The sequence below is a fragment of the Actinoplanes sp. NPDC049668 genome (assembly GCF_044465445.1).
Lineage (GTDB): Bacteria > Actinomycetota > Actinomycetes > Mycobacteriales > Micromonosporaceae > Actinoplanes.
Map to the genome: position 1 here is coordinate 179933 of NZ_JBITLR010000004.1, position 25143 is coordinate 205075.

Genomic DNA, 25143 nt, shown 5'->3' on the forward strand with positions numbered 1-25143 from the left:
GAGAGAACAATGCACCGACGATTGCTGGCCGTCTTCGCGACCGCCCTCATCCTGATAAGTACGGAAAACACGGCATACGCGCACCCGGGTCACGAACACCACGACGTGCTGGTGTTCACCGAGACCGCCGGCGAGCGCCACGACTCCATCGACAAGGGCGTCCGCACGATCCGCGACCTCGGCCGCCGGCACGGCTTCGGCGTCAGGGTCAGCGCCGACTCGGCGTCCTTCACCGCGGCCAACCTGGCCCGGTACGGCGCGGTCGTCTTCCTCAACACCACCGGCGAGGTCCTCGACGACGCCGAACAGGCCGCGTTCGAGGCGTACGTGCAAGGGGGCGGCGGTTTCGTCGGCGTGCACGCCGCGGCCGAGACCGAGCCGGGCTGGAGCTTCTACCGCGGCCTGCTCGGCGCCGCCGCGACCGGCGCGTCCGCGGTCGTCGCCGGCACCGTGACCATGACCGACCGGGTGCACCCCTCGACGGCATCGGTGCCGCGCACGACGAGCCTCACCGAGCAGTGGTACACGTTCGACACCGACGTGCGCGGCGTCTCGCACGTGCTGGCCACCACCGACCGGCCGCTCTCCTGGTGCAAGGACTTCCAGGGCGGCCGGTCCTGGTACACCGGCCTCGGGCACTCGACCGACACGTACGCGAACGGATCTTTCAAGAAGCACCTGCTGGGCGGCATCCAATGGGCGTCCGGACAGGTCGCCGGCGACTGCGGCGCAGGAGTGCAGAGCAACTACGAGAAGGTCACGCTCAACGACGAGCCGGGCGAACCCATGACGCTCGCCGTGCTGCCCGACGGGCGGGTGCTGCACAACACCCGCGCCGGCGAGGTGCGGCTCTACGACCCCGCGACCGGGCTGAGCCCGGTCATCGCCGAGATCGGCGTCTACGCGCACGACGAGGACGGTCTGCAGTCGGTGACCATCGACCCGGGCTTCGCCCGCAACAGGTGGGTCTACCTCTACTACGCGCCCAGGCTGAACACGCCGGTCGACGATCCGGCCACGCCGGCGGTCAACGAGGGCGACGCGCCGGTGACCAGCACCGACCCCACCGTCTGGGACAAGTTCAAGGGATACAACCAGCTCTCCCGGGTCAAGCTCGTCGAGACGCCGGCGCCGCACCTGGACCTGAGCACCGAGCAGCAGATCCTGCGGGTGCCGGTGGACCGGGGCAACTGCTGCCACGTCGGCGGCGAGGTCAAGTTCGACGGCAAGGGCCTGCTGTACCTGGTCACCGGCGACGACACCAACGCCGGCGGTTCCGACGGCTTCACCCCGATCAACGAGTCGCCGACGCAGGGGCCGGCCTACGACGCGCAGCGCTCCGCGGCAAACACCAACGACCTGCGCGGCAAGGTGCTGCGCATCAAGGTACGCGGCGACGGGTCCTACTCCGTCCCGTCCGGCAACCTCTTCCGGCCCGGCGAACCCCTGACCCGGCCCGAGATCTTCCTGATGGGCCTGCGCAACCCGTTCCGCTTCGACGTGAGCAGGAGCGGATACGTGTACGTCGGCGACTACTCGCCCGACTCGCGGGTGCCCAGCGCGACCCGTGGTCCCGAGGGCACCGGCCGGTGGATCGCCACCGACAAGCCCGGCAACTACGGCTGGCCGTACTGCTACTCACCGGAGCTTCCGTACCTCGACTTCGACTTCGTGACCCGTGCGTCCGGTGCGCCGTTCGACTGCGTGGCGCCGGTCAACGAGTCGCCGCGCAACACCGGGCTGCGCGAGCTGCCGGCGGTGCGCGACCCGCAGCTCGCGTACACCTTCAACGCGGTGACCCCGTGCCCGTCGGCGTACCTCGCGAACCCGCCGGTGCCGTGCGGCTTCGACTGGCCGGTGCTCGGCACCGGCGGCGTCGGCCCGATGGGCGGCCCGCGGTACGACTACAACGCCCGCCTCGGCAACGAGCTGAGGTTCCCGGAGTACTACGACGACACCGTGGTCTTCGGCGAGTTCACCCGCAACCGGCTGTTCGCCTTCCGCACCGACGGCCGGGACCGGCTGCTCTCCATCGAGCCGCTGCTCACCGGATTCACCTGGGCCAACCCGATGGACATGGAGTTCGGCCCGGACGGCCAGCTCTACGTGCTCGAGTACGGCCAGGGGTTCTTCCGCGCCAACCCGGAGGCGCAGCTGTCGACCGTGCGCTACGTCAAGGACGGCCGCTCGCCGGTGGCCCGGGCCTCGGCGACACCGACCTCCGGGCCGGCGCCGCTGACGGTCCAGTTCTCCAGTGCCGGTACCGCCGATCCCGACCCCGGCGACACGATCTCGCTGGCCTGGGACTTCACCGGGGACGGCACGGTCGACTCGACGACGGCCGACCCGTCGTACACCTACACCTCGAACGGCACGTACAACGCGCGGCTGACCGTCACCGACGGCACCGGGCGCACGGCGGTGGCCACCCGCACGATCACGGTGGGCAACACCGCGCCGGTGGTCGAGGTCGTCACCCCGGCCAACGGGTCGTTCTTCGACTGGGGCGACACCGTCGGCTTCACGGTCCGGGTCACCGACCCCGAGGACGGCGCGGTCGACTGCTCCCGGGTCCAGGTCTCGCTGGTCATCGGCCATGACGAGCACGGGCACGGCATCAACTCCACGACCGGCTGCGCGGGCACGCTGCCCAGCCCCGAGGACGGCGCCGACCACGCCGGCGGGTACCTGTTCCTGGGCGTCAGCGCCACCTACACCGACCTCGGCGGGCTCTCGGCGACCGGGCAGGCCACCGTGCAGACGTGGCGGCAGCAGGTGGAGAACGCACAGGTGAAGCGGGCCGTCGCGGTCGCGACCACGAACGACGCCGACGGCGGCGAGCACCTGACGGCCGTGGACAACGGCGACCACATCGCGCTGCGGCCGATCGACCTGGGCGGGGTCGGCTCGCTGACCCTGCGTACCGCGGGTGGCACCGCGGCGACGGCCGGGCAGCCGCGGGCGAACGTCGAGGTCCGGCTCGGCTCGCCGACCGGCGAGCTGGTGACCACGCTGCCGGTGCTCGCCACGGCCGGCAACGCGTACTGGTCCAGCCAGACGTTCCCGGTCAGCGCGGCGGCCGGGGAGCAGGAGCTCTACTTCGTCTTCAGGTCCATCGCCGGTGGCCCCGCCAACAACCTGTTCAACCTGAACTGGATCGAGTTCGGCGTAACACCCTGATAGCGGCGGGCGGGGCCGGCCGCCGAACCGGCCCCGCCCGTCCACCCCGCCGATTGTCACCCGTACCGGGTAGGCCGAACCTCCGCTGTGCTTCCCCTCCGGCGCCCGCGATGCTGGCTGGGGTGGGTCCGGTGCCCGCCGCCGGAAGGGAGACCATGCGCGGCCTGCGCCTGCTCGCCATCGTGCCGGTCCTGGCCGCCGGGCTGACCGTGGGCGGCGACGACGTCGGCTACCGGCTCACGGCGGCCGACGACCCGGTCTTCCGGCTCGGCGCCGAGTCCCGCGCCGGGGACCCGGTCTGCGCCCGATCGGGACCGCCCAGCGAGCCGGCCACCGACCGCTGGACCTACCGGGCGATCTCCAGCCGGGCGTCCGGGCTGGTCCTGACCGACCTCCGGCTCGGCCCGCGGCGGATGGCCGACGCCGTCGGGGTCGCCCAGGTCAGGATCCGCACCGCCGACGGGACGCTGCACAACGGGTTCCTGACCCCGGGGCCCCGGCCCCAGCCGGACGACACGGTCGCCAGCCGGCTGCTCGGGCCGGTCGACTGCTCACCGGTCGAGGGCGACGAGGCCGTGACCGCCACCTACGCGGTGACGGTCGGCGGGGACGTCACCGTGCTCTTCGAGCAGCAGTACCGCTTCTCCGAGCTGCTGGACGACCGGTGCGAGCCGACCCTCAAGTCGCGATGCAAACGCTTCTGGCCGACCACGCGCTGGGCGGCGTCGCCCGCCGACAGCAAGAAGGTCCGGTCGGTGTCGGTCGTGCAGCGGTTCGCCTGGGACCCGGACGACGGCATCCTCCAGGGCAGCGGCGGGGGAGCGGAGCTGATCAAGGACGTCGTCAAGTTCCCCTCGGGGATCAAGGTGAGGTCGCTGAGCGACCTCGACTTCGAACCGGAGACCCTCAGCGGCGGCGGCGGTCACCTGCGGCGCGGCGGGGCCAGGAAGGTCATCGACGGCGGCGAGGTGCGCGGCGCGGGCTGGGAGAACTACCACCAGAGCAGCCGGCACGGCGTCGGGCTGCCGTCGCCGGTGAGCGCCGGGTGCTCCGACTGCGTACACGTGCATTGGTCCTGGTTCGCCGATCCGCGACCGGCCGGGATTCCGCTGCCCAAGAATCCCTTCATCACCGGTACGAGCACAGCGGCCGCCCGGTGGGTGGCGAACCGGGTCGCCTGCCGGTGCCCGCTCGACGACTTCTCCGACGGCGGGCCGCAGATCCCGGACGGCTCCCGGCAGACCGCCTGCGTCGGCTGGACCACCGACGAGCCGACCGAACCCGTCGACTGGTGCCGGCCCGGCGCCGAGCCCGACCTCAGCCCGTCGTCACCGCCGGTGATGTACTGGGACGCCACGTCGAACGCCGCGGACCAGCTCGCGAGCGGGGTGTCCATCCGCAGGACCGACTACGCCGTCGGCGACGCGTACTGGCAGAAGCTGCCCGACCGGCGCCACGGCGGCGACGGCTCCTTCTTCTTCGTCCCGGCCCGGCGCCTGGCGACTCCGGAGGAGGAGCCGCGCGGGGCGACGACCGCGACCATCGAGCCGGCCTGGCCCGCTACGAAGGTGACCGGGGGTTTCCCGGCGGGCCGGTGGATGCTGCCGATCCGGATCGCCCTGGACCGCGAGGGCGACCAGGGCCCCTACTACCTGCGCGTCAGGTCCCGCGGGCCGCAGCCGGTGAATGCCGATTCGCGCGGACCCGGCGGCCCCGCCTGGCTGACGATCCGGGACGGCACCGCCGACCGCCGGATCGTCGCCCGCTACACCGAGCCGATGGCCGCGACCCTCCTGTTCGACCGCGAGCCGAAACCGGACGACCTGTCCTTCCGGCTCGACGCCGCGCCGGACGGCATTCCCGGCTACGTGCCCTCGGACGGCACCTGGACCGACCCGTCGACGGTCGGCGACGCCGCGGAGACGATCGACTGGCTCGCGGTCGTCCGGCGCCACCTGACCGACTGCACCTCGGACCAGGACACCTCCGAGGTGGCGCTGGCCGAGGACTTCCCGCCGCGCAGCCAGGACATCACCGGCGACGGCCAGGACGACGTCTTCGTCGGCGCGAAGTGCCGCAGCTCGGCGTCCGCCGCGCTGCTCTACGCGTTCGACGGCGCCTCGGACAGCCGCGACCCCCGCCCGCTCGACGTGGTCGACGGCCGCGACCATCCGGTCTTCGACCTGACCGGCGCGACCCTCGGCACCACCGACGACACGGTCAAGATCTACGGCACCAACCCGCGCGACGCCGACGGTGCGTTGCCGTACCGCGACATCGAACTCGCCCTGGAGTGGCACGACGACCGCCTGCGGCTGACCCGCATCGACGCCGAGGACTGCGAATGGCCGGTCTACTACTTCGGCCCGGACCAGCCGGAGATCGTCTGCCACTGAGGCGGCGACGTCTGTGCTTCCGGAGTATGGGCCAGTGCTCCGGCCTTCAGGCCGGGGTGAGGGTCCGTGCTGGGAGGGCCACCGGGCCCGAGCGGTGCCTTAACCGGGAGGTTCCTGCTGCTTGATGACGTTCAGCGATGCGGCGCCGCCGGACCGGGCGAAAGTATCTTCGTCACGAAAACCAAATGGACACGCAACGCGAAACACAGTGCCTACCAATGTGGATGCTTGAATCTCATCCATAAACCAACATGGCAAAGTGGTGATCGTGCAGCTCCGTTACAACTATCGGGTGTACCCGGACGCGAGTCAGTGCACCGCGCTGGCTCAGGCGTTCGGGTGTGCCCGGGTGGTTTCAACGACGGGCTGCGCCTGCGTCAGCTGGCCCGGGAGGCGGGCGAGAAGTACGTCTCGGACGCCGACTTGTCGAAGCTGGTCATCACCCAGGCCAAGGACACCGAGCAGCGGGCCTGGCTGGGCGAGGTGTCGGCGGTGGTGTTGCAGCAGGCCCTCGCGGATCTGAACACCGCGTACCGCAACTTCTTCGCCTCGATCACCGGCAAGCGCAAGGGCCGCAAGGTCGCCGCGCCCCGGTTTCGGTCCCGCAAGGACCACCGGCAGGCCATCCGCTTCACGAAGAACTCCCGGTTCAAGGTCCTCGACAACGGCCGCCTGCGGCTGCCGAAGATCGGGGACCTGCAGGTGCGCTGGTCGCGGTCGCTTCCCTCGGAGCCGTCGTCGGTGGCGATCATCCGGGACGCGGCCGGGCGTTACTTCGCCTCGTTCGTCGTGCGGACCGCGGACGAGTCGCTTCCGCCGGTCGATTCCGAGGTGGGCATCGACCTGGGCCTGACCCACTTCGCGGTCATGTCGGACGGCACGAAGGTGACCGCGCAGAAGTTCCTGCGCCGCGCGGCCCGCAAGCTCAAGCGGCTGCAGCAGGACCTGTCCCGCAAGCAGCGGGGCAGCGCGAATCGTAGGAAGCGAGGTACGGGCGCACCTTCGGCCGGGTGGACCGGTTCTTCCCGTCCACCCGGATGTGCTCACACTGCGGCCGGATTACCGAGAGGCTGGCGCTGAACGTCCGAAAGTGGGGCTGCCCCTTTTAGAGCGGAGAGGATGTCAATCGTTGTCGGAGCGGTAGCCGAGGTTGGGCGCGAGCCACTTCTCCGCCTCCGCGACGGTCCAGCCCTTGCGGGCCGCGTACTCCTCGACCTGGTCGCGGCCGATCTGGCCGACGACGAAGTACTGCGACTGCGGGTGCGAGAAGTACAGGCCGCTGACGGCGGCGCCGGGCCACATGGCCATGCTCTCGGTCAACTCGATGCCGGTGTTGGCCCGCACGTCGAGCAGCTCCCAGATGGTCTGCTTCTCGGTGTGCTCCGGGCAGGCCGGGTAGCCCGGCGCGGGCCGGATGCCGACGTACTTCTCCTTGATGAGCGCCTCGTTGTCGAGCCGCTCGTCGGGCTGGTACGCCCAGAACTCGGTGCGGACCCGCTCGTGCATCCGTTCGGCGAACGCCTCGGCCAGCCGGTCGGCGAGCGACTCCAGCAGGATCGCGCTGTAGTCGTCCAGCGCCGCCTTGAACTCCTGGATCTTGTCGCCGATGCCGAGGCCGGCGGTCACCGCGAAGGCGCCGACGTAGTCCTGCAGTCCGGTCTGCTTCGGCGCGACGAAGTCGGCCAGGCTGCGGTGCGGCACGCCGGGGCGGTGCTCGCTCTGCTGGCGCAGCTGGCGCAGGGTGCCCAGCACCTCGGTGCGGTCCTCGCTGGCGTAGAGCTCGATGTCGTCGTCGTCGACGGTGTTCGCGGGGAAGAGCCCGATGACGCCGGCCGCGGTGATCCACTTTTCCGCGATCAGCCGGTCGAGCATCGCCTGGGCGTCGTCGTAGAGCCGGCGGGCGGCCTCACCGCTGGCCGGGTTGTTGAGGATGTCGGGGAATCGGCCCTTCATCTCCCAGGCGTTGAAGAACGGCTGCCAGTCGATGTAGTCGCGCAGCTCGGCCAGCGGGTAGTCGGAGAAGGTCTTGACGACCGGGTGCGCCGCCGGCGCGGGCCGGCCGTCCTGGTGGAGCCGCGGCGACTGGGTGGCGAGCAGGCGGGGGCGCGGGGGCCGGTAGCCGGTCCAGTCGACGGGGGTGTGGTTCGCACGGGCCGCGGCGATCGGCAGCATCACCTTCGCGTCGCTGCGGGCGGCGTACCGCTCGCGCAGCGAGTCGTAGTCGGCCTGGATGTCGGCGAGCAGGCCCGGTCGCTGCTCGTTGGAGAGCAGCGCGGCGACGACCGGCACCGAGCGCGAGGCGTCCTTCACCCAGACGACCGGCCCGTGGTACTTCTGGTCGACCTTGACCGCGGTGTGTGCGCGCGACGTGGTGGCGCCACCGATCAGCAGCGGGATCTCCAGGCCGCGGCGTTCCATCTCGGCCGCGAAGTTGACCATTTCCTCGAGGGACGGGGTGATCAGGCCGGAGAGCCCGATGATGTCGGCGCCGTGCTCCTTGGCCGCATCGAGGATCTTCTCGGCGGGGACCATCACGCCGAGGTCGATGACGTCGTAGTTGTTGCACTGCAGGACCACGCCGACGATGTTCTTGCCGATGTCGTGCACGTCGCCCTTGACCGTCGCCATGACGATGAGGCCGTTGCTGCGGCCGGCGTCCTCCGGCGACTTAGTGGCCTCGATGTGCGGGATCAGGTAGGCGACGGCCTTCTTCATCACCCGGGCGGACTTGACCACCTGCGGCAGGAACATCTTGCCGGCGCCGAAGAGGTCGCCGACGACGTTCATCCCGGCCATCAGCGGGCCCTCGATGACCTCGATCGGCTGGCCGCCGCGCGCCTCGATGAGCGCGCGCAGCTCCTCGGTGTCGGTCTCGGCGTAGTCGTCGATGCCCTTGACCAGTGCGTGGGTGATCCGCTCCTCGACGGGCAGCGCGCGCCAGGCGTCGTTGACCGCCTCGGCCTTCATGCCGTCGCCGGCGAACTCGGTGGCGATCTGCAGCAGCCGCTCGGCGGCGTCCGGGCGGCGGTTGAGGATCACGTCCTCGATGCGTTCGCGCAGCACCGGGTCGACCTGGTCGTAGACGACCAGGGCGCCGGCGTTGACGATGCCCATGTCCATGCCGGCGGAGATCGCGTGGTAGAGGAAGACGGCGTGGATGGCCTCGCGGACCGCGTTGTTGCCGCGGAACGAGAAGGACACGTTCGACACGCCGCCGGAGACCAGCGCGCCGGGCAGGTTCTGCTTGATCCAGCGGGTGCCCTCGATGAAGTCCACGCCGTAGTTCGCGTGCTCCTCGATGCCGGTGGCCACCGCGAAGATGTTCGGGTCGAAGATGATGTCCTCGGCGGGGAAGCCGACCTCGTCGACCAGGATCCGGTACGCGCGCTCGCAGATGCTCTGGCGGCGTGCGAGGTTGTCGGCCTGGCCCTGTTCGTCGAAGGCCATGACGACGACGGCGGCGCCGTACTTGCGGCACAGCCGGGCCTGCGCGCGGAAGTTCTCCTCGCCCTCCTTCAGGGAGATGGAGTTCACGATCGGCTTGCCCTGTACGCAGCGCAGCCCGGCCTCGATGACCTCGAACTTCGACGAGTCGATCATCAGCGGGACGCGGCTGATGTCCGGTTCACTGGCGATGAGCTTGACGAACCGGTCCATCGCGGCGAGGCCGTCGATCATGCCCTCGTCCATGTTGATGTCGATGACCTGCGCGCCGTTCTCGACCTGCTGGCGGGCCACGGACAGGGCGGTGGGGTAGTCGCCGTCGCGGATGAGGTTGCGGAACCGCGCCGAGCCGGTGATGTTCGTGCGTTCCCCGACGTTGACGAACAGCGACTCCGCGGTGATGGTGAGCGGCTCCAGGCCGGAGAGCCGGCAGGCCGCCGCGGTGCCGACCGGCTCCCGCGGTGCCAGGCCGTCGATCGCGCCGGCCATCGCCGCGATGTGCTCCGGCGTCGTGCCGCAGCACCCGCCGAGGACGTTGACCAGCCCGCTCGTCGCGAACTCGCGGACGATCGCCGCGGTCTGCTCGGGCGCCTCGTCGTACTCGCCGAACTGGTTGGGCAGTCCCGCGTTGGGATAGCAGGACACGAAGCAGTCCGCGAGGCGTGACACCTCGGCCAGGTAGGGCCGCATCTCGCTCGCGCCGAGCGCGCAGTTGAGCCCGACGAGCAGCGGCCGGGCGTGCCGCACCGAGTTCCAGAACGCCTCGGTGACCTGGCCGGACAGGGTGCGCCCGGAGGCGTCGGTGATGGTGCCGGAGATCATCACCGGCCAGCGCCGGCCGCGCTCCTCGAACAGCGTCTCCACCGCGAAGATCGCGGCCTTCGCGTTCAGCGTGTCGAAGATCGTCTCGATCATGAGGATGTCGGCGCCGCCGTCGACCAGGCCGTTCGCCTGCTCGAGGTAGGCCTCGGCCAGCTCCGCGTACGTGACGTTGCGGGCGCCGGGGTCGTTGACGTCCGGCGAGATCGAGGCGGTGCGGTTGGTCGGGCCCAGCGCGCCGACCACGTAGCGCGGCCGGTCCGGATCTGCGGCGGTGGCGTCATCGCACTCGGCCCGGGCCAGCCTGGCGGCCTCGAAGTTGATCTCGTAGGCGAGCTCCTCCATGCCGTAGTCGGCGAGGGAGATCCGCTGGGCGTTGAAGGTGTTCGTCTCGATCAGGTCCGAGCCGGCCCGCAGGTACTCGCGGTGGATCCCACTGATCACCGCGGGCTGGGTGAGCGTCAGGAGGTCGTTGTTGCCCTTGACGTCGCTCGGCCAGTCCGCGAACCGCTCACCCCGGTAGTCCTGCTCGCTCAAGCCGTACCGCTGGATCATCGTGCCCATGGCGCCGTCGAGGACGAGGATCCGTGACCGCAGCAGCTCGGTCAGGGCCGGGGTCGCATCGGGGCGCAGGGACGGCTCGAACACGAGGCTCCTCAGGATCGGCGAAAGCGGTGGTCAGCCGCGGGCAGCAGGCGCCAGTCTCTCAGCCCGCGCGGCGATACCGCCAACCAGGCGGAGCAGGCGCCATGTGTTGAGAAACACCTGCCCAGACCCGTGTCGGCTCCCTGCGGCAGAGGTGGTGCGGAGACCCTCCCGTAGGCTCGGGGCGCTCGTGGTGCAGGAACCCGGTGAGGATCCGGGGCGGTTCCGCCACTGTGACATCCCGACGGGATGCAGCCAGACACTGGCCACGGGCGATATGACCCGAGACGGGGCGAGAACCCCGGAGGAGGAACCCGGCAGATGGCCGACCTGTCCGCTCAGCCCGCGCGCCTCGCGCTGCTGTCGACGTCCGACACCGATCTGCTCTCCGCGCGCACCAGCGACGCGGCGTACACGTGGGCGAACCCGAGCCGGACCGGCGACGCCGAGCTGGCCGCGATCGTCGCGGGCGCGGATCTGGTGATCGTGCGACTGCTCGGCTCGCCCCACGACCTGTGGCCCGGCCTGTCGGCGGTGCGCGAGGCCGGCACGCCGCTCGTGGTCCTCGGCGGCGAGCAGCAGCCGAGTGCGGAGCTCATGGAGCTCTCCACGGTGCCGATGGGCGTCGCCGCCGAGGCGCACCGCTACCTCGCCGAGGGCGGCCCCGCCAACCTCGCCCAGCTGCACGCCTTCCTCTGCGACACCGTCCTGCTGACCGGTGAGGGCTTCGAGGCCCCGGTCGCGATCCCGCCGTGGGGGTACGCCGAGCGGCCCGAACCCGTCGACGCCGCCCTTCCCCGGGTCGGCGTGCTGTTCTACCGGGCACACCAGGCCAGCGGGAACAGCGCGTTCGCACACGCGCTGGCCGACGCGATCGACGCGACCGGCCAGGCCGCCGGCGTGCCGATCTTCGCAGGCTCGCTGCGCTCCGCGCCCGACGACCTGTACGACGCGCTGGGCACCCTCGACGCCCTGGTCGTCACCGTGCTCGCGGCCGGCGGCAGCGTGCCCGCGAGCGCGAGCGCCGGCGGGGACGACGAGGCCTGGGACGTCGAGCGGATGGCCGCGCTGGACATCCCGGTGCTGCAGGGCCTGTGCCTGACCAGCAGCCGCGCCGAGTGGGCGGCCTCCGACGACGGCGTCACCCCGCTCGACTCGGCCAGCCAGATCGCGATCCCGGAGTTCGACGGGCGCATCATCACCGCGCCGTTCTCGTTCAAGGAGATCGACGAGCAGGGGCTGCCGCAGTACGTCGCCGACCCCGAGCGCGCCGCCCGGGTGGCCCGGATCGCGGTCAACCACGCGCGGCTGCGCCGGGTTCCCAACGCGGAGAAGAAGCTCGCGCTGGTGCTCTCGGCCTACCCCACCAAGCACGCGCGGATCGGCAACGCGGTCGGTCTCGACACACCCGTCTCGGCGATCCGGATGCTGCGCCGGCTGCGCGCGGAGGGCTACCACCTCGGGCACGACAACGCGGTGCTGCCGCTGCTCGACCTGGACGACGACACCGCCGCCGGTGACGCGCTGATCCACGCCCTGATCGCGGCGGGCGGTCAGGACGAGGAGTGGCTCACCTCCGCCCAGCTCTCCGACGCGCAGGTGCGCATCTCGAAGTCCGAGTACGAGGCCTGGACCGCGGACCTGCCCGCCGATCTTCGCGAGGCGATGGTCGACGCGTGGGGCGGCGCGCCCGGCAACCTGTTCGTCAACGACGACGGCGAACTGGTGCTGGCCGTGCTGCGGGCCGGCAACGTCGTCATCCTGATCCAGCCGCCGCGCGGCTTCGGCGAGAACCCGGTCGCGATCTACCACGACCCCGACCTGCCGCCGAGCCACCACTACCTCGGCGCCTACCGCTGGCTGGAGCACGGCTTCGCCGCCGACGCGGTCATCCACCTGGGCAAGCACGGCTCGATGGAGTGGCTGCCCGGCAAGAACGCCGCGCTCTCGGCCTCCTGCGGCCCCGACGCGGCCATCGGCAACCTGCCGCTGATCTACCCGTTCCTGGTCAACGACCCGGGCGAGGGCGCCCAGGCCAAGCGCCGCGCGCACGCCACCATCGTCGACCACCTGGTACCCCCGATGGCGCGGGCGGAGTCGTACGGCGACATCGCCCGCCTCGAGCAGCTGCTCGACGAGCACGCCAACATCGCGGCGATGGACCCGGCCAAGCTGCCCGCGGTGCGCGGCGAGATCTGGCAGCTGATGCGCTCGGCCGAGATGCACCGCGACCTCGGTCTCGAGGAGCGCCCGGAGGACCGGGAGTTCGACGACTTCCTGCTGCACGTCGACGGCTGGCTCTGCGAGATCAAGGACGCCCAGATCCGCGACGGCCTGCACATCCTGGGCGCCGCGCCAACCGGCGAGGCCCGGGTCAACCTGGTGCTCTCCATCCTGCGTGCCGCCCAGGTCTGGGGCGGCGTCGGCGACGCCGTGCCCGGGCTGCGGGCGGCGCTCGGACTGGCCGGCGGGAGCACCACGGAGGTGGACGCGTTCGAGGCCGAGGCCCGCGCGCTGGTCGAGGCGATGGAGAGCGCCGGCTGGGATCCGGCGGCCGTCGAGGCCCTGCACCACGACGCCGACGTGCGCCGGGTGCTCTTTTTCGCCGCGACCCAGGTCGTACCGCGACTGGCGAAGACCACCGACGAGCTCGACGCGGTCCTGCACGCGCTGAACGGCGGCTTCGTGCCCGCCGGCCCGTCCGGCTCGCCGCTGCGGGGCCTGGTCAACGTGCTGCCGACCGGCCGCAACTTCTACACCGTCGACCCGCGTGCCGTCCCCAGCCGGCTGGCCTGGCAGACCGGCCAGGCGATGGCCGACTCGCTGGTACAGAAGTACCTCGACGAGACCGGCGGCTACCCCACCTCGGTCGGGCTGAGCGTCTGGGGCACCAGCGCGATGCGCACCAGCGGCGACGACGTCGCCGAGGTGCTCGCGCTGCTCGGCGTCCGCCCCGAATGGGACGAGGCGTCCCGGCGGGTCAGCCGGCTGACGATCATCCCGCTCGAGGCGCTGGGCCGACCGCGCATCGACGTGACGGTGCGCATCTCCGGGTTCTTCCGCGACGCCTTCCCGCACGTGGTCGCGATGCTCGACGACGCGGTGCGGATGGTCGCCGACCTCGACGAACCCGAGGACCGCAACTACGTGCGCGCGAACACCCGCGCCGACCTGACCGCGCACGGCGACCACCGGCGCGCCACCACCCGCATCTTCGGCTCCAAGCCGGGGTCGTACGGCGCCGGCATCCTGCAGGCCATCGAGTCGGGCAGCTGGCGCGACGACGCCGACCTGGCCGAGGTCTACACGGCCTGGGGTGGCTTCGCCTACGGCCGCGACCTCGACGGTGCCCCGGCCGCCGACGACATGCGGGCCAACTACCGCCGCATCAAGGTGGCCGCGAAGAACGTCGACTCCGCCGAGCACGACATCGCCGACTCCGACGACTACTTCCAGTACCACGGCGGCATGGTCGCCACCGTGCGCGGGCTGACCGGCGCGGACCCGAAGGCGTACGTCGGCGACTCGACCAGCCCCGACGCCGTGCGGACCCGCACCCTCGCGGAGGAGACCGCCCGGGTCTTCCGCGCCCGGGTCGTCAACCCGCGCTGGATCGCGGCGATGCAGCGGCACGGCTACAAGGGCGCCTTCGAGCTCGCCGCCACCGTCGACTACCTCTTCGGCTTCGACGCCACGGCGGGCGTGGTGCACGACTGGATGTACGAGAAGCTCGCCACCGAGTACATCCTCGACGAGACCAACCAGGCGTTCCTGCGCCAGTCGAACCCGTGGGCGCTGCGCGGCATCGTCGAGCGGCTGCACGAGGCGGCCGAGCGGGGCCTGTGGGCCGAGCCGGACGCCGACGTCCTGGCCGCGATGCAGCAGGTCTACCTCTCGGTCGAGGGAGACCTCGAGGACCGCGAGTGAGCGGCGCGTGAAGGTCTGGATCCTCGGCGTCGGCATGGGCCCGCAGCACGTCACCCCCGAGGTGGCGCAGGCGCTGCGGGAGTGCGACTACGTCGTCGCCGCGTCGAAGGGCGACGACGACGGCCTGCTGGCCGCCCGCCGCGCGATCGCCGCCGCGCACGGCGTCGAGGTGGTCGCGGTCGCCGATCCGCGGCGGGACCGCGACACCGACTACGACGCAGCCGTACGCGACTGGCACGCGGCCCGGGTCGAGGCGTACCGGCGGGTCCTTCGCGAGCGCGGCGGCACCGCTGCGTTCCTGGTCTGGGGCGACCCTTCGCTGTACGACTCCACCATCCGGATCGTCGAGCAGCTCGGGATCGAGTACGCCGTGCTGCCGGGCATCAGCGCTCCCCAGCTGCTCGCGGCCCGCCATCGGGTCGTGCTGCATCCCGTCGGGCGGCCGGTGCACGTCACGACCGCGCGGCGGCTGCCGGAGGCGATCGCCGCCGGGCAGACCAACCTCGTCGTGATGCTGTCGGCCGCGCTCGACCTCGACGGCCTGGACGACTGGTCGATCTGGTGGGGAGCCAACCTCGGCACCCCGTCGGAGGAGCTCGTGGCCGGGCGGGTGGCCGAGGTCCGCGGCGCGCTCGACGCGGCCCGCGCCCGAGCCAGGCGCGCCGCCGGCTGGGTGATGGACGTCTATCTGCTGCGGGCGCCGGGGTGAGACTCCTGCTGTTGGGCGGCACCGGCGAGGCCCGCGAGCTCGCCGCCCGGCTCGTCGACGCCGGTGTCGAGGTCACCTCCTCGCTCGCCGGCCGGGTGGCGCGGCCGCGGCTGCCCGTCGGGCGGGTGCGCATCGGCGGCTTCGGCGGTGTCGACGGCCTGCGCGCGGCGCTGCGCGGGTACGACGCCGTGGTCGACGCCACGCACCCGTTCGCGCGGGGGATGTCCGCGAACGCCGCCGCCGCCTGCGCGGCCGAGGGCGTGCCGTTGCTGCGGTTGGAGCGGCCGGGCTGGGAACGCGATCCGGCGTGGCACCTCGTCGACGATCACGAGCAGGCGGCGGCCCTCGCCGGCTCCCTCGGCGGGCGCCCGTTCCTCACCGTCGGGCGGCAGGAGCTGGCTCGCTTCGTACCGGCGCTGGCCGGCCGCGCGGTGCTCGCGCGGGTCGTCGACGTGCCCGAACTCGAGCTGCCGCCGGCCTGGGAGCTGGTGACCAGCCGGGGCCCGTACACGCTCGCGGGCGAGCTGGCGCTGATGGCCGAGCACCGCAGCGACGTCCTGGTCACCAAGGACTCAGGCGGAACACATACCTGGCCGAAGATGCGCGCCGCCGCCGAGCTGGGTGTCGCCGTTGTCGTCATTCGGCGTCCGGCCGCCCCGGCGGGCGTGCCGACCGTCCACGATGTCGACCGCGCCGCGGCCTGGGTGCGCGAGCGCGGCTGACGCCGTCACCACTCGATGCCCTTCTGGCCTTTCTGCCCGGTCTCCATCGGGTGCTTGATGTTGGTCATCCCGGTGACCAGGTCGGCGATCTCGACCAGCCTCGGGTCGGCGTTGCGCCCGGTGACGATCACGTGCTGCCGGCCCGGCCGGCCGGCGAGGGTCTCGACGACCTCGTCGACGTCGACCCAGCCCCACTTCATCGGGTAGGTGAACTCGTCGAGGATGAGCAGGTCGTGGCTCTGCGCGGCGAGCCGTCGGCTGATCTCCCGCCAGCCCTCGGCCGCCGCGGCGGCGTGGTCCTCGGCCTCGCCCTGCTTGCGGGTCCAGGACCAGCCCGAGCCCATCTTGTGCCACTCGACCGGGCCGCCCTCGCCGGTCTCCTGGTGCAGCAGGCCGAGCCGCTCCAGGACGGTCTGCTCGCCGATCCGCCACCGGGCCGACTTCACGAACTGGAAGACGCCGATCCGCCAGCCCTGATTCCAGCCCCGCAGGGCGAGACCGAAGGCGGCGGTGGACTTACCCTTGCCGTCGCCGGTGTGCACCATCAACAGTGGCCGGTTGCGCCGCTGGCGGGTGGTGAGGCCGTCGTCGGGTACGTCGACCGGCTGGCCCTGCGGCATCAGGCGGCACCCTTCACATCGGTGTGGTCGCGGACCGTGGTGGCCAGGGTCTCGGCGTTGACCTCCGCGACGGGGATGTGCGTGGCGCGCAGCCGCTCGGCGAGCCGCCGGGCCAGGCCGAGGCGCAGGGGACCGTTCTCGCCGTCGATCACCACCGAGGTGATCCCGAGACCGGCGATGTGGTCCGCGACCCGCAGGGACCGGGCAACCGCGTCGGGACCGGCGGTGGCGCGGCCGTCGGTGACCACGACCAGCAGGGGACGCAGTCGCGGGTCCCGGACCCGCTCGCGGGCCAGTACGTGTGCCGCCTCGATCAGGCCCTCGGCCAGCGGTGTGCGACCGCCGGCGGGCAGCTCGTCCAGCCGGGCCGCGGCGATGTCCACCGAGTGCGTCGGCGGCAACGCCAACTCGGCCCGCAGGCCGCGGAACGTGATCAGGCCGACCTTGTCGCGGCGGCGGTAGGCGTCCAGGAGCAGCGAGAGGATCGCCGTCTTGACCTGGGTCATCCGCTTGCGGGCCGCCATCGATCCGGAGGCGTCGACGCAGAACAGGATCAGGTTGGCCTCGCGGCCCTCCCGGACGGCCACCCGCAGGTCCTCCGGTCGCAGCGCCACCCGGCCGTCGACGCGGCGCCGGCCGGCCTGTTTCCCGGCGGCCGCCAGCAGGGTCTCCACGAGGTGCAGGGACCCGACGGCACCCTCGGGGCGTCGGGCGCCGATCCGGCTGCCGCTGCTGGAGACGGCCCGGCTGCGGCTGCCCGCCGACCCCTCGCCCACGCCCCGGATGCTGAGGAACCGGGGCCGGTACGGCGTCGCCGCGGCGATCGTGGACTCGCCGCCGGCGGACTGCGCCGGCGGCTGGTGATCGTCGCCTGCCTCGGGTGCCTGCGCACCATCGGCACGGTCGACGTCATCCGGCTCCGGGCCGGACGCCTGATCCCCGGGCCGGTCGTCACGGCCGCCCTCCGGCGGGTCTTCGGGGCCGCCCTCCGGCGGGTCGGGCGGCAGCTCGTCGTCGCCGAGGATCTGGTCGAGCAGGTTCTCGTCCAGCCCGGGCGCGTCGAAGGGGTTGCGCCGACGGCGGTGGGGGAGCGCGAGCAGCGCGGCCCGGCGGATGTCGGCGCGGGTCACCTCGTCGCGTCCCTGCCAGGCGGCGTGTGCCACGGCGGCGCGGGCGGTGACGATGTCGGCGCGCAGCCCGTCGACCTCGAACGCCGCGCACACCTCGGCGATCTTGAACAGGGCCGCGTCGGAGAGCCGGACCTTGCCGACGTGCTCGCCGGCGACCTCGATCCGCTCGGTGAGCGACGCGTCGGCGTCGCGGTAGCGCTCGCTGAACCCGCCCGGGTCGGCGTCGTAGGCCATCCGGCGGCGGACCACCTGGACGCGTACGTGTGGGTCACGCGCGGCGGCGACCTCGACGGTGAGCCCGAACCGGTCGAGGAGCTGCGGGCGCAGCTCGCCCTCCTCGGGGTTCATGGTGCCGATCAGGACGAAACGCGCGGCGTGCTCGACCGAGACGCCGTCGCGCTCGACCGACGCGCGGCCCATCGCGGCGGCGTCCAGGAGCAGGTCGACGAGGTGGTCGTGCAGGAGGTTGACCTCGTCCACGTAGAGGATGCCGCGGTGCGCGCGGGCCAGCAGGCCGGGCTCGAACTCCACCTTGCCGTGCGAGAGTGCCCGCTCCAGGTGCAGCGAACCGAGTACCCGGTCCTCGGTCGCACCCACCGGCAGCTCGACCAGCCGGACCGGGCGGGTCAGGCGCGGTGCGCCGTCGGCGAACGGACCGTCGGGCGACACCCCGGCCCGGTCGGCCGGGTCGATGGAGAAGCGGTCCTCGGCGAAGACCTCGATGGGCGGGAGCACGGCGGCGAGGGCCCGGACGGCGGTCGACTTCGCCGTGCCCTTCTCGCCGCGGATCAACACCCCGCCGATCTCCGGCGAGATGGTCGTCAGGACCAGCGCGAGTCCCATGTCGTCGAGGTCGTCGGCCTCACAACCGAGGACAGCGGAAAATGGGTACTGCACCGGCATGTGAGGCTCCCGCTCGCTCGCCACTGGTCATGGGGAGGCGCGAGGCCGGTCTTCGGACTTGTCGGGTCCCTCGTGGTGAGAGCCTGATATACCGCAGCGGGCCTGTGCCGGAGTCTCACCGGCTTCCCAGATTCTCCCCGCCGGTCTCCACCGTTTCGGTGGCCGACCACTGGGGCACCTCGTGCCTGTCGCCGCCTACGATAGCGTCCGCGTCATGCCAGGCACGATTTCCCCAGCCAGCGGACCGCCGATCCGGGTCGTCGGCGTCGACGCCGACGGGTGGGCGGGCCTCGGCGAGGCGGCACGCGAGGACGTGCTCCGCGCCGCGCTGGTGATCGGCGGGCGCAGACACCTGGCGATGCTCCCGGACGTGCCCGGCCAGCGCCGGGAGTCGTGGCCCACGCCGCTGCGCGAGAAGCTCGGTGCCCTGCTGGACTCCTGCGGCCCCGGTCAGGTCGTGGCGCTCGCGTCTGGCGACCCGCTGGTGTCCGGCATCGGCACGACCCTCATCGACCTGTTCGGCGCCCACCGGGTGCGGATCCTCCCGGCCGTCTCGTCGGTCGCGCACGCGCGGGCCGAGCTGCGCTGGCCCGCCGAGAGCCACGGGACCGTCAGCGTGGTCGGCCGCGACCTTTCACTGGTACGCCGAGAGCTCGCACCCGGCCGCCGGCTGCTCGTGCTCTCCTCCGACGAGCACACGCCCGCGAAGGTCGCGTCGCTGCTGGTCGACGCCGGCTACGGCGCGAGTCTCCTGCACGTGCTGGGCGACCTCGGCGGCCCGGCGTACACCCGGATCGACGCGACCGCGGCCACCTGGTCCGCGCCGGCACCCCGGCTCAACGTGATCGGGTGTGAGCTCGCCGGCCCGCTCCTCGGCGGCTGGGTCGCCGGCCTGCCCGACGACGCCTTCGAGAACGACGGCCAGCTCACCAAGCGCGACCTGCGCGCCGGCGCGCTGGCCCGGCTCGCCCCGACGCCGGGCGCGCACCTGTGGGACGTCGGCGCGGGCGCCGGATCCGTCGGCATCGAATGGATGCGCGCACATCCCACCTGTACGGCCGACTCGGTCGAGAGCGACCCCGAACGGGCCGCCCGGATCACCCGCAACGCACACGCCCTCGGCGTACCCGGCCTGCGGGTGTTCACCGGGCGGGCGCCCGGCGCGCTCGGCGGGTTGCGGGCACCCGACGCGATCTTCGTGGGCGGGGGCGCGACCGTCCCCGGTGTACTGGACACGTGCCTGGCGGCGCTGGGGCCGGGCGGGCGCCTCGTCGTGCACGGGGTGACGCTGGAGACCGAGCAGTTGCTCGCCGCCGCCTATCGCGATCACGGCGGCGAGCTGATCCGCGTCGGCGTCGAGACCGCGGCACCGATCGGCTCCTTCACCGGCTGGACGCCGGCCCGGACGGTCACCCAATGGGCGCTCACGCGCGGCGTTTAGCGGACCGGTCCCGGCCCGGGTCGTACAGGTAGGACTCGCCGCCCGGGCGCGGGTCGAGGACCCGCCCGACGAGGATCACCGCGGCCTGCTTCAGGCCGGCGGACTCGACCTGCTCCGCGACGGTGGCGACCGTGCCGCGCAGCACCAGCTGGTCGGGCTGGCTGGCGCGGTAGACCACGACCGCGGGACAGTCCGCGCCGTACTCGGGCTCGAGCTCGGCCATCAGCTCCCGGACGCGGCGGACGGCCAGGTGGAGCACGAGGGTCGCCCTGGTGGCGGCGAACGCCGCCAGCGACTCCGTCCCGGGCATCGCGCTGGACCGGGCCCGGGTGCGGGTCAGCACCACCGACTGGGCCAGCAACGGCACCGTCAGCTCCCGCCCGACCACGGCCGCGGCCGCGGCGTACGCCGGGACGCCCGGGGTGACATCCCAGGGAACGCCGGCGGCGTCGAGCCGGCGGGTCTGCTCGGCGAGCGCGGAGTAGATCGACGGGTCGCCGGAGGCGAGCCGCACGACGTCCTTGCCCTCGCGGTGGGCCGCGGCCAGGCGCTCGGTGATCTGATCGAGGTCGAGGTCCTGGGTGTCGACCAGGCTCGCCCCCGGGCTGACGTGGGCGAGCACGCCCGGGTCGAGGTAGGTGCCCGGGTAGAGCACCACGTCGGCGCCGGCCAGCAGCCGGGTGGCGCGGACGGTGAGCAGGTCGGCCGCCCCGGGTCCGGCGCCGACGAAGTGGACGGTCATCAGCCCTCCACGCGGTCGCCGACGAACCGGGGCGTCCACACGCCGGCCGGGCCGACCCGGGTGCTCTCGGCGCCGACGATCAGCAGGCACTTCATGTCGATGGTCGCCGGGTCGAGCCGGGCCAGCGTGGTCACGGTCAGCGACTCCTCGGCACGGCCGACGTCGCGGCCGACGACGACCACGGTGTCGGGCTTGCGCTGCTCCAGCAGGATCCGCTGTGCGCTCGCGATCTGCTCGGTACGCGAGCGCGAGGCGGGGTTGTAGATCGCCAGCACCAGATCCGCCTCGGCGATCGCCCGCAGCCGCCGCTCCACCACCGTCCAGGGCTTGAGCCGGTCCGAGAGCGACACCACGGCGAAGTCGGCGCCGATGGGCGCGCCGGCGCGCGCGGCGACGGCCTGCACCGCGCTGACCCCAGGCAGCACCCGAATCATGACGCCGGCGTACGCCGGGTCCTCGGCGGCCTCGAAGACGGCGGCGGCCATGCCGAAGACGCCCGGATCGCCACCGGAGACGACCGCGACCCGCTCGCCCGCACTCGCCAGGTCGAGTGCGTGCCGGGCGCGGTCCACCTCGACGGTGTTGCCCGAGGCATGGCGGGTCAGCCCGGCGCGCTGCGGCACCCGGTCCAGGTACGGCCCGTAGCCGACGACGTGGTCGACCTCGGCGAGAGCCTGCGACACCTCCGGGGTGAGCCAGGCCGCGGGCCCCGGGCCCAGCCCCACGACGAGCAGTTCCGCGGTGGGCCCGGCGACCGCCGGCGCGGCCTGAACCCGCCCGCGGGAGCCGCGGCCGTGACGGCTGTCGCCGGTCACGACGATCAGCGAGAAGTACGGCACCGTGTCGGGATCCACCTCCGCGACCGGCAGCCAGCGCTGCTCGGGCATGGAGGCGCGCTCGACGTACAGCGCGTGCTCCAGGCGACCCGCGGCCGCCAGCGCCCGCCGCACCGCGGGGAAGGTCCGGCCGAGCTTCATGACGATCGCCGCGTCCGTGTCGGCCAGCCGGCGGGCGAGCTCGGGCTCGGGCATGGTGCCGGGCAGCACCGTGAGCACGTCGGTCTGGCGGACCAGCGGGCGGGCGGCGGCCGCGGTGGCGGCGGCGAACGCCGGAATTCCCGGCACGACCTCGGTCTCGTAGCGCTCGGCGAGCCGGTCGTGCATGTACATGTACGAGCCGTAGAAGAGCGGGTCGCCCTCGGAGAGGAGCACGACGTCGCGGCCCGCGTCCAGGTGGGCGGCCAGTCGCGCGGCGCAGGCCTCGTAGAACTCGGCGAGCGCTCCGGCGTACCCGCCACGGTGGTCGGTCGCCCCGGTCGTGACCGGATACGTCAGCTGCTCCTCGACGACTCCCGCGGGGAACAGGCCCGCGGCGATCCTGCGGGCGTTGGACTCCTTGCCGACGCCCGCGTGGTAGGCGATGACGTCGGCACCCTCGATGAGCCGCGCGCCCTTGCGGGTGATGAGCTCGGGGTCGCCGGGTCCGACCCCGACGCCGAAGAAGCGGCCGGTCACTCCTGCTCCTGTGCCAGGGCGTTCAGGGCCGACGAGGTCATCGCGGAGCCACCCCGCCGACCGCGGACGGTGACGTACGGGATGTCGATGCCGTGCCCGTCGGCGAGGTCGACGAGCGCCTGCTTGGACTCGGCGGCACCGACGAAACCGACCGGGCAGCCCACGATCGCGGCGGGCCGCGGTGCGCCGTCCAGGATCATCTCGAGCAGGTGGAACAGCGCGGTGGGCGCGTTGCCGATCGCGACGACGGCGCCGTCGAGGTACGGCTCCCACAGCGAGACCGCGGCCGCGGTGCGGGTGGTCCGCCACCGGCCCGCGAGGCCGGGCACGCGCTCGTCGTTGAGGAAGCACCGGACGTCGTTGTCCTTGGGCAGCCGGCTGCGCGTCACGCCGGTGACGACCATCGTGGCGTCGCAGAGGATCGGCGCCCCCGCGCACAGCGCCGCACGCGCGGCGGCCACCACCCGCGGGTGGACGACGAGGTCCGCGGCCAGGTCGACCTGGCCGCTGCCGTGGATCATCCGGACCGCGAGCTTCTCGGCGTCGGCGGGAACCGCGCGCAGGTCGGCCTCGCGCCTGATGGTGGCGAACGAGTCGACGTAGATGGCCGGCCCGCTGTCGGCGTACTCGTAACGGCGCCTGGGCCGGCGAAGGCCGTCGGTCTGGCTCATCTGCTCTCCTCGGGGACGAGTACGCCGCGCCAGGGCGTGACGATCAGCTCGGGTACGCCGGCGCTCAGCGCCGCGACGGCGGCCTGGTCGAGGCCGTCGGGGACCTCGACGTGGCGCCCACCGGCGACCTCCCCGAACGGCAGCGGCGCGCTGCCGGCCGGGATGCGGGCGTCGGCCGTCGCCGTCGGCAGCAGCGGTTCCGCCAGCTCGGCGACGTGCCAGGCGGCGCCCTGCCCGCTTCCCCTGCGGGCGACGAAGTCGGCGGCCAGGCCGACGATCCGCGCCGCGGCGTCGACGTGCCGGACCACCGGCCCCCACGAGGAGCCGACCCGCAGCTGCGCCCGCTCCGCGTCGAGCGCCACGAGCCCGAGGTCGCAGCCGCGGTCGACCAGATCGCCGCGGCCGTCGTCCAGCACGAACAGGAACCGGCCGGGCAGGTCGGCCAGGCCGGGATCCGCGCAGAGACGCCGGTCGAGCTCGGCCGCGACCGGGCGCAGGTCCGCGCGGCCACCGGCGAGCCCGGTCTGCGGCGAGACCATCACGTTGCGGGCCAGCTCGTGGGTACGCGTCGGCAGCAGCCCGGTGGCGTCGAGGGCCGCCAGCACATCGTCGGCGACCCGGCCGTCCTCGCCCGGCAGCCCGCGGACCTGCAGGTTCGCCCTCGTCGTCGGGTACACCCGGCCGTCGCCGTGCTCCGCGGCGACGGCGGCCAACGCACCCAGCGCGGTCGAGGTGACCCGCCCGCCGATCAGCCGCAGCCGCACGAGCATTCCGTCGGCGGCCTGCCACGGGCGCCGAGCGCCCGGGCACCGATCCGGTCGGCTGCGGGTGGATGACACTGCTGGGCCCATCTGGTCCGGGGCCCGTCCGCGGGAACCCTCCAACGACCCGGCGGCGATCACCGCCAGGGCCAGCAGGTCTTCGGACTCGGGATCATCCGGCACGGAACGCCTTCCCGGAGCTTCGCTCCAGTGGCTGCGGTCACCCGCGTGCTCCGCCCGTCACCCTTACCGCTGCGCGTCAGTCCCGGAATCGCACCGGGTTCCCTGACCCCCGAACTGCCGGGGGTACGACTGGCGAGCGTCAGCGTACCGCCAGGTCCACCCGCGGTTGTGCCGCGCCTCGGTGCGCCACTAGTTTGAGGGTGCCATCTGCGGCGATGCGAGGAAACCGGTGAGAGTCCGGTGCGGTCGCGCCACTGTGACCGGCCCGTCCAGGGTCGGGAGTCAGGAGACTCGCCCGCCGCAGCCCCACGATCGGGACGCGTTATCCCGTAGGAGGTTCGGTTTCCCATGTCCGACATTCAGTCGGTACGCCCCGCCAGCACACCAGCCGTCTCCGGGCGGCTGCTCGGTTTCGCGGCGGCCATCGTCGCGGTCATGTTGCTGCTGGCGTACCTGGTCGCGTTCGACCAGGGCGCCGTCTCGCAGAGCGGCATGTACCTGCACGAGCTCATGCACGACGGCCGCCACCTGCTCGGTGTGCCGTGCCACTGAGGACCTCCGCCAGGCCCGGCTTCCTCGGGCTGCTGCTACGCGGCCTGCTCGCGGGGCTGATCGCCGGGCTGCTGGCCGGCGCGTTCGCCTACACCGTCGGCGAGCCGCACATCGACGCGGCCATCGCCATCGAGGAAGCGGCCGCCGACGCCTCCGGCGACGCCGGGCACCACGACGAGGAACCGCTGGTCGGCAGGGACGGCCAGAAGGCCGGCCTGGTCCTGGCCACGACCCTGTTCGGCATCGCCATGGGCGGGCTGCTCGCCACCGCGTACACGTTGCTGCGCCGCCGGCTGCGCACCCGCGGCGACGGCCGCGCGGCCCTGCAACTGGCGGGCGCGGCGCTGCTCGGCGCGGTCCTGGTGCCGTTCCTCAAGTACCCACCGAATCCGCCGGCCGTCGGTGATCCGGCCACGATCAATCAGCGCACGTGGAGTTACCTGACAGTGCTGGTACTCGGCCTGGTAGCGGTCTGGGCCGCGGTGGTCGCCGCCCGCACCCAGCAGGTGGAGTGGCGGCGGGCGCTGGCCGCGGTGCTCGGCTTCGTGGCCGTGGTCTCGGTCGCGTACCTGCTGCTGCCCACGATCCAGGAGGTACCGGACACGTTCCCGGCGACCCTGCTGTGGGAGTTCCGGATCTCCTCACTCGGGGTGCAGGCCGTGCTGTGGACCGTCCTCGGGCTGGCATTCGCCGCGCTGCTGAGCCCTCGCTCTGGCGACGACAGCCCACTGCCCGCCGAGACGAAGGAGTCGGCGGCCGCGTAGGCCCTCGCCCGCGAGAACTG

General features: G+C 72.7%; 16 protein-coding genes and 4 riboswitches. Of the genes, 9 read left to right on the forward strand and 7 right to left on the reverse strand.

What is annotated here, in order from left to right:
- Positions 1–9 precede the first annotated feature (9 nt).
- The 3 genes from ACIBSW_RS18210 (at position 10) to ACIBSW_RS18220 (ending at position 6656) form a co-directional block, all read left to right on the forward strand.
- Positions 10–3180 carry a ThuA domain-containing protein gene (locus tag ACIBSW_RS18210; RefSeq protein WP_354723442.1) on the forward strand — a complete coding sequence of 1057 codons (3171 nt, stop codon included), beginning with the start codon at positions 10–12 and terminating at the stop codon, positions 3178–3180.
- A 131-nt stretch (positions 3181–3311) separates the two neighbouring features.
- Positions 3312–5576 (forward strand): hypothetical protein, encoded by a 2265-nt coding sequence (locus ACIBSW_RS18215; RefSeq protein WP_354723444.1) that lies wholly within the window; start codon positions 3312–3314, stop codon positions 5574–5576.
- 339 nt (positions 5577–5915) lie between these two features.
- A complete protein-coding gene (locus tag ACIBSW_RS18220; protein WP_354723446.1) occupies positions 5916–6656 on the forward strand; it encodes a transposase in 741 nt (246 codons plus the stop codon).
- Positions 6657–6698: 42 nt separating this feature from the next.
- Here ACIBSW_RS18220 and metH read toward each other — a convergent pair whose 3' ends face one another.
- Positions 6699–10487 (reverse strand): methionine synthase, encoded by a 3789-nt coding sequence (gene metH, locus ACIBSW_RS18225; RefSeq protein ID WP_354723448.1) that lies wholly within the window; start codon positions 10485–10487, stop codon positions 6699–6701.
- 162 nt (positions 10488–10649) lie between these two features.
- Positions 10650–10770, forward strand: a riboswitch (cobalamin riboswitch).
- 35 nt (positions 10771–10805) lie between these two features.
- On the opposite strand from metH, the gene cobN reads away from it, so the two are divergent.
- From cobN to ACIBSW_RS18240, 3 genes are read left to right on the forward strand one after another with little or no spacing between them, the layout of a single operon-like run.
- Positions 10806–14411, forward strand: a complete 3606-nt coding sequence (gene cobN, locus ACIBSW_RS18230) for a cobaltochelatase subunit CobN (RefSeq protein WP_354723450.1) — start codon at positions 10806–10808, stop codon at positions 14409–14411.
- 7 nt (positions 14412–14418) lie between these two features.
- Positions 14419–15120 (forward strand): precorrin-6A synthase (deacetylating), encoded by a 702-nt coding sequence (gene cobF / locus ACIBSW_RS18235; RefSeq protein ID WP_354723452.1) that lies wholly within the window; start codon positions 14419–14421, stop codon positions 15118–15120.
- Positions 15117–15842 (forward strand): cobalt-precorrin-6A reductase, encoded by a 726-nt coding sequence (locus ACIBSW_RS18240; protein WP_354723454.1) that lies wholly within the window; start codon positions 15117–15119, stop codon positions 15840–15842. The genes cobF and ACIBSW_RS18240 overlap by 4 nt, the downstream gene beginning before the upstream one ends.
- Before the next feature lie 5 nt (positions 15843–15847).
- On the opposite strand, the gene cobO is transcribed toward ACIBSW_RS18240, so the two are convergent.
- Together cobO and ACIBSW_RS18250 are read right to left on the reverse strand one after the other, a co-directional pair.
- On the reverse strand, positions 15848–16462 hold the full coding sequence (gene cobO, locus ACIBSW_RS18245; RefSeq protein ID WP_354723456.1) for a cob(I)yrinic acid a,c-diamide adenosyltransferase: 615 nt from the start codon (positions 16460–16462) through the stop codon (positions 15848–15850).
- A complete protein-coding gene (locus ACIBSW_RS18250; protein ID WP_354723458.1) occupies positions 16462–18495 on the reverse strand; it encodes a VWA domain-containing protein in 2034 nt (677 codons plus the stop codon). Before ACIBSW_RS18250 ends, cobO begins: the two co-directional genes overlap by 1 nt.
- A 25-nt stretch (positions 18496–18520) precedes the next feature.
- Positions 18521–18692: riboswitch (cobalamin riboswitch) on the reverse strand.
- Positions 18693–18709: 17 nt separating this feature from the next.
- Here ACIBSW_RS18250 and cbiE point away from each other — a divergent pair.
- Positions 18710–19936, forward strand: coding sequence for a precorrin-6y C5,15-methyltransferase (decarboxylating) subunit CbiE (gene cbiE / locus ACIBSW_RS18255; RefSeq protein ID WP_354723460.1), 1227 nt, complete (start codon positions 18710–18712; stop codon positions 19934–19936).
- On the opposite strand, the gene cobM is transcribed toward cbiE, so the two are convergent.
- The 4 genes from cobM to ACIBSW_RS18275 are packed head-to-tail and all read right to left on the reverse strand — an operon-like array spanning position 19920 to position 23627.
- Positions 19920–20678, reverse strand: coding sequence for a precorrin-4 C(11)-methyltransferase (gene cobM / locus ACIBSW_RS18260; RefSeq protein WP_354723462.1), 759 nt, complete (start codon positions 20676–20678; stop codon positions 19920–19922). The genes cbiE and cobM overlap by 17 nt on opposite strands.
- Positions 20678–22192 carry a precorrin-2 C(20)-methyltransferase gene (locus ACIBSW_RS18265; protein ID WP_354723463.1) on the reverse strand — a complete coding sequence of 505 codons (1515 nt, stop codon included), beginning with the start codon at positions 22190–22192 and terminating at the stop codon, positions 20678–20680. Before ACIBSW_RS18265 ends, cobM begins: the two co-directional genes overlap by 1 nt.
- Positions 22189–22863, reverse strand: coding sequence for a precorrin-8X methylmutase (locus ACIBSW_RS18270; RefSeq protein ID WP_404799375.1), 675 nt, complete (start codon positions 22861–22863; stop codon positions 22189–22191). Before ACIBSW_RS18270 ends, ACIBSW_RS18265 begins: the two co-directional genes overlap by 4 nt.
- Positions 22860–23627: a hypothetical protein gene (locus ACIBSW_RS18275; protein WP_354723467.1), complete on the reverse strand. Its 768-nt coding sequence runs from the start codon at positions 23625–23627 to the stop codon at positions 22860–22862. Before ACIBSW_RS18275 ends, ACIBSW_RS18270 begins: the two co-directional genes overlap by 4 nt.
- A gap of 130 nt (positions 23628–23757) precedes the next feature.
- Positions 23758–23956: riboswitch (cobalamin riboswitch) on the reverse strand.
- A 32-nt stretch (positions 23957–23988) separates the two neighbouring features.
- Positions 23989–24121: riboswitch (cobalamin riboswitch) on the forward strand.
- Positions 24122–24155: 34 nt separating this feature from the next.
- Here ACIBSW_RS18275 and ACIBSW_RS18280 point away from each other — a divergent pair.
- Both ACIBSW_RS18280 and ACIBSW_RS18285 read left to right on the forward strand, forming a co-directional pair.
- Positions 24156–24359, forward strand: coding sequence for a CbtB domain-containing protein (locus ACIBSW_RS18280; RefSeq protein ID WP_354723468.1), 204 nt, complete (start codon positions 24156–24158; stop codon positions 24357–24359).
- A complete protein-coding gene (locus tag ACIBSW_RS18285) occupies positions 24350–25123 on the forward strand; it encodes a CbtA family protein (protein WP_354723470.1) in 774 nt (257 codons plus the stop codon). The genes ACIBSW_RS18280 and ACIBSW_RS18285 overlap by 10 nt, the downstream gene beginning before the upstream one ends.
- Positions 25124–25143 lie beyond the last annotated feature (20 nt).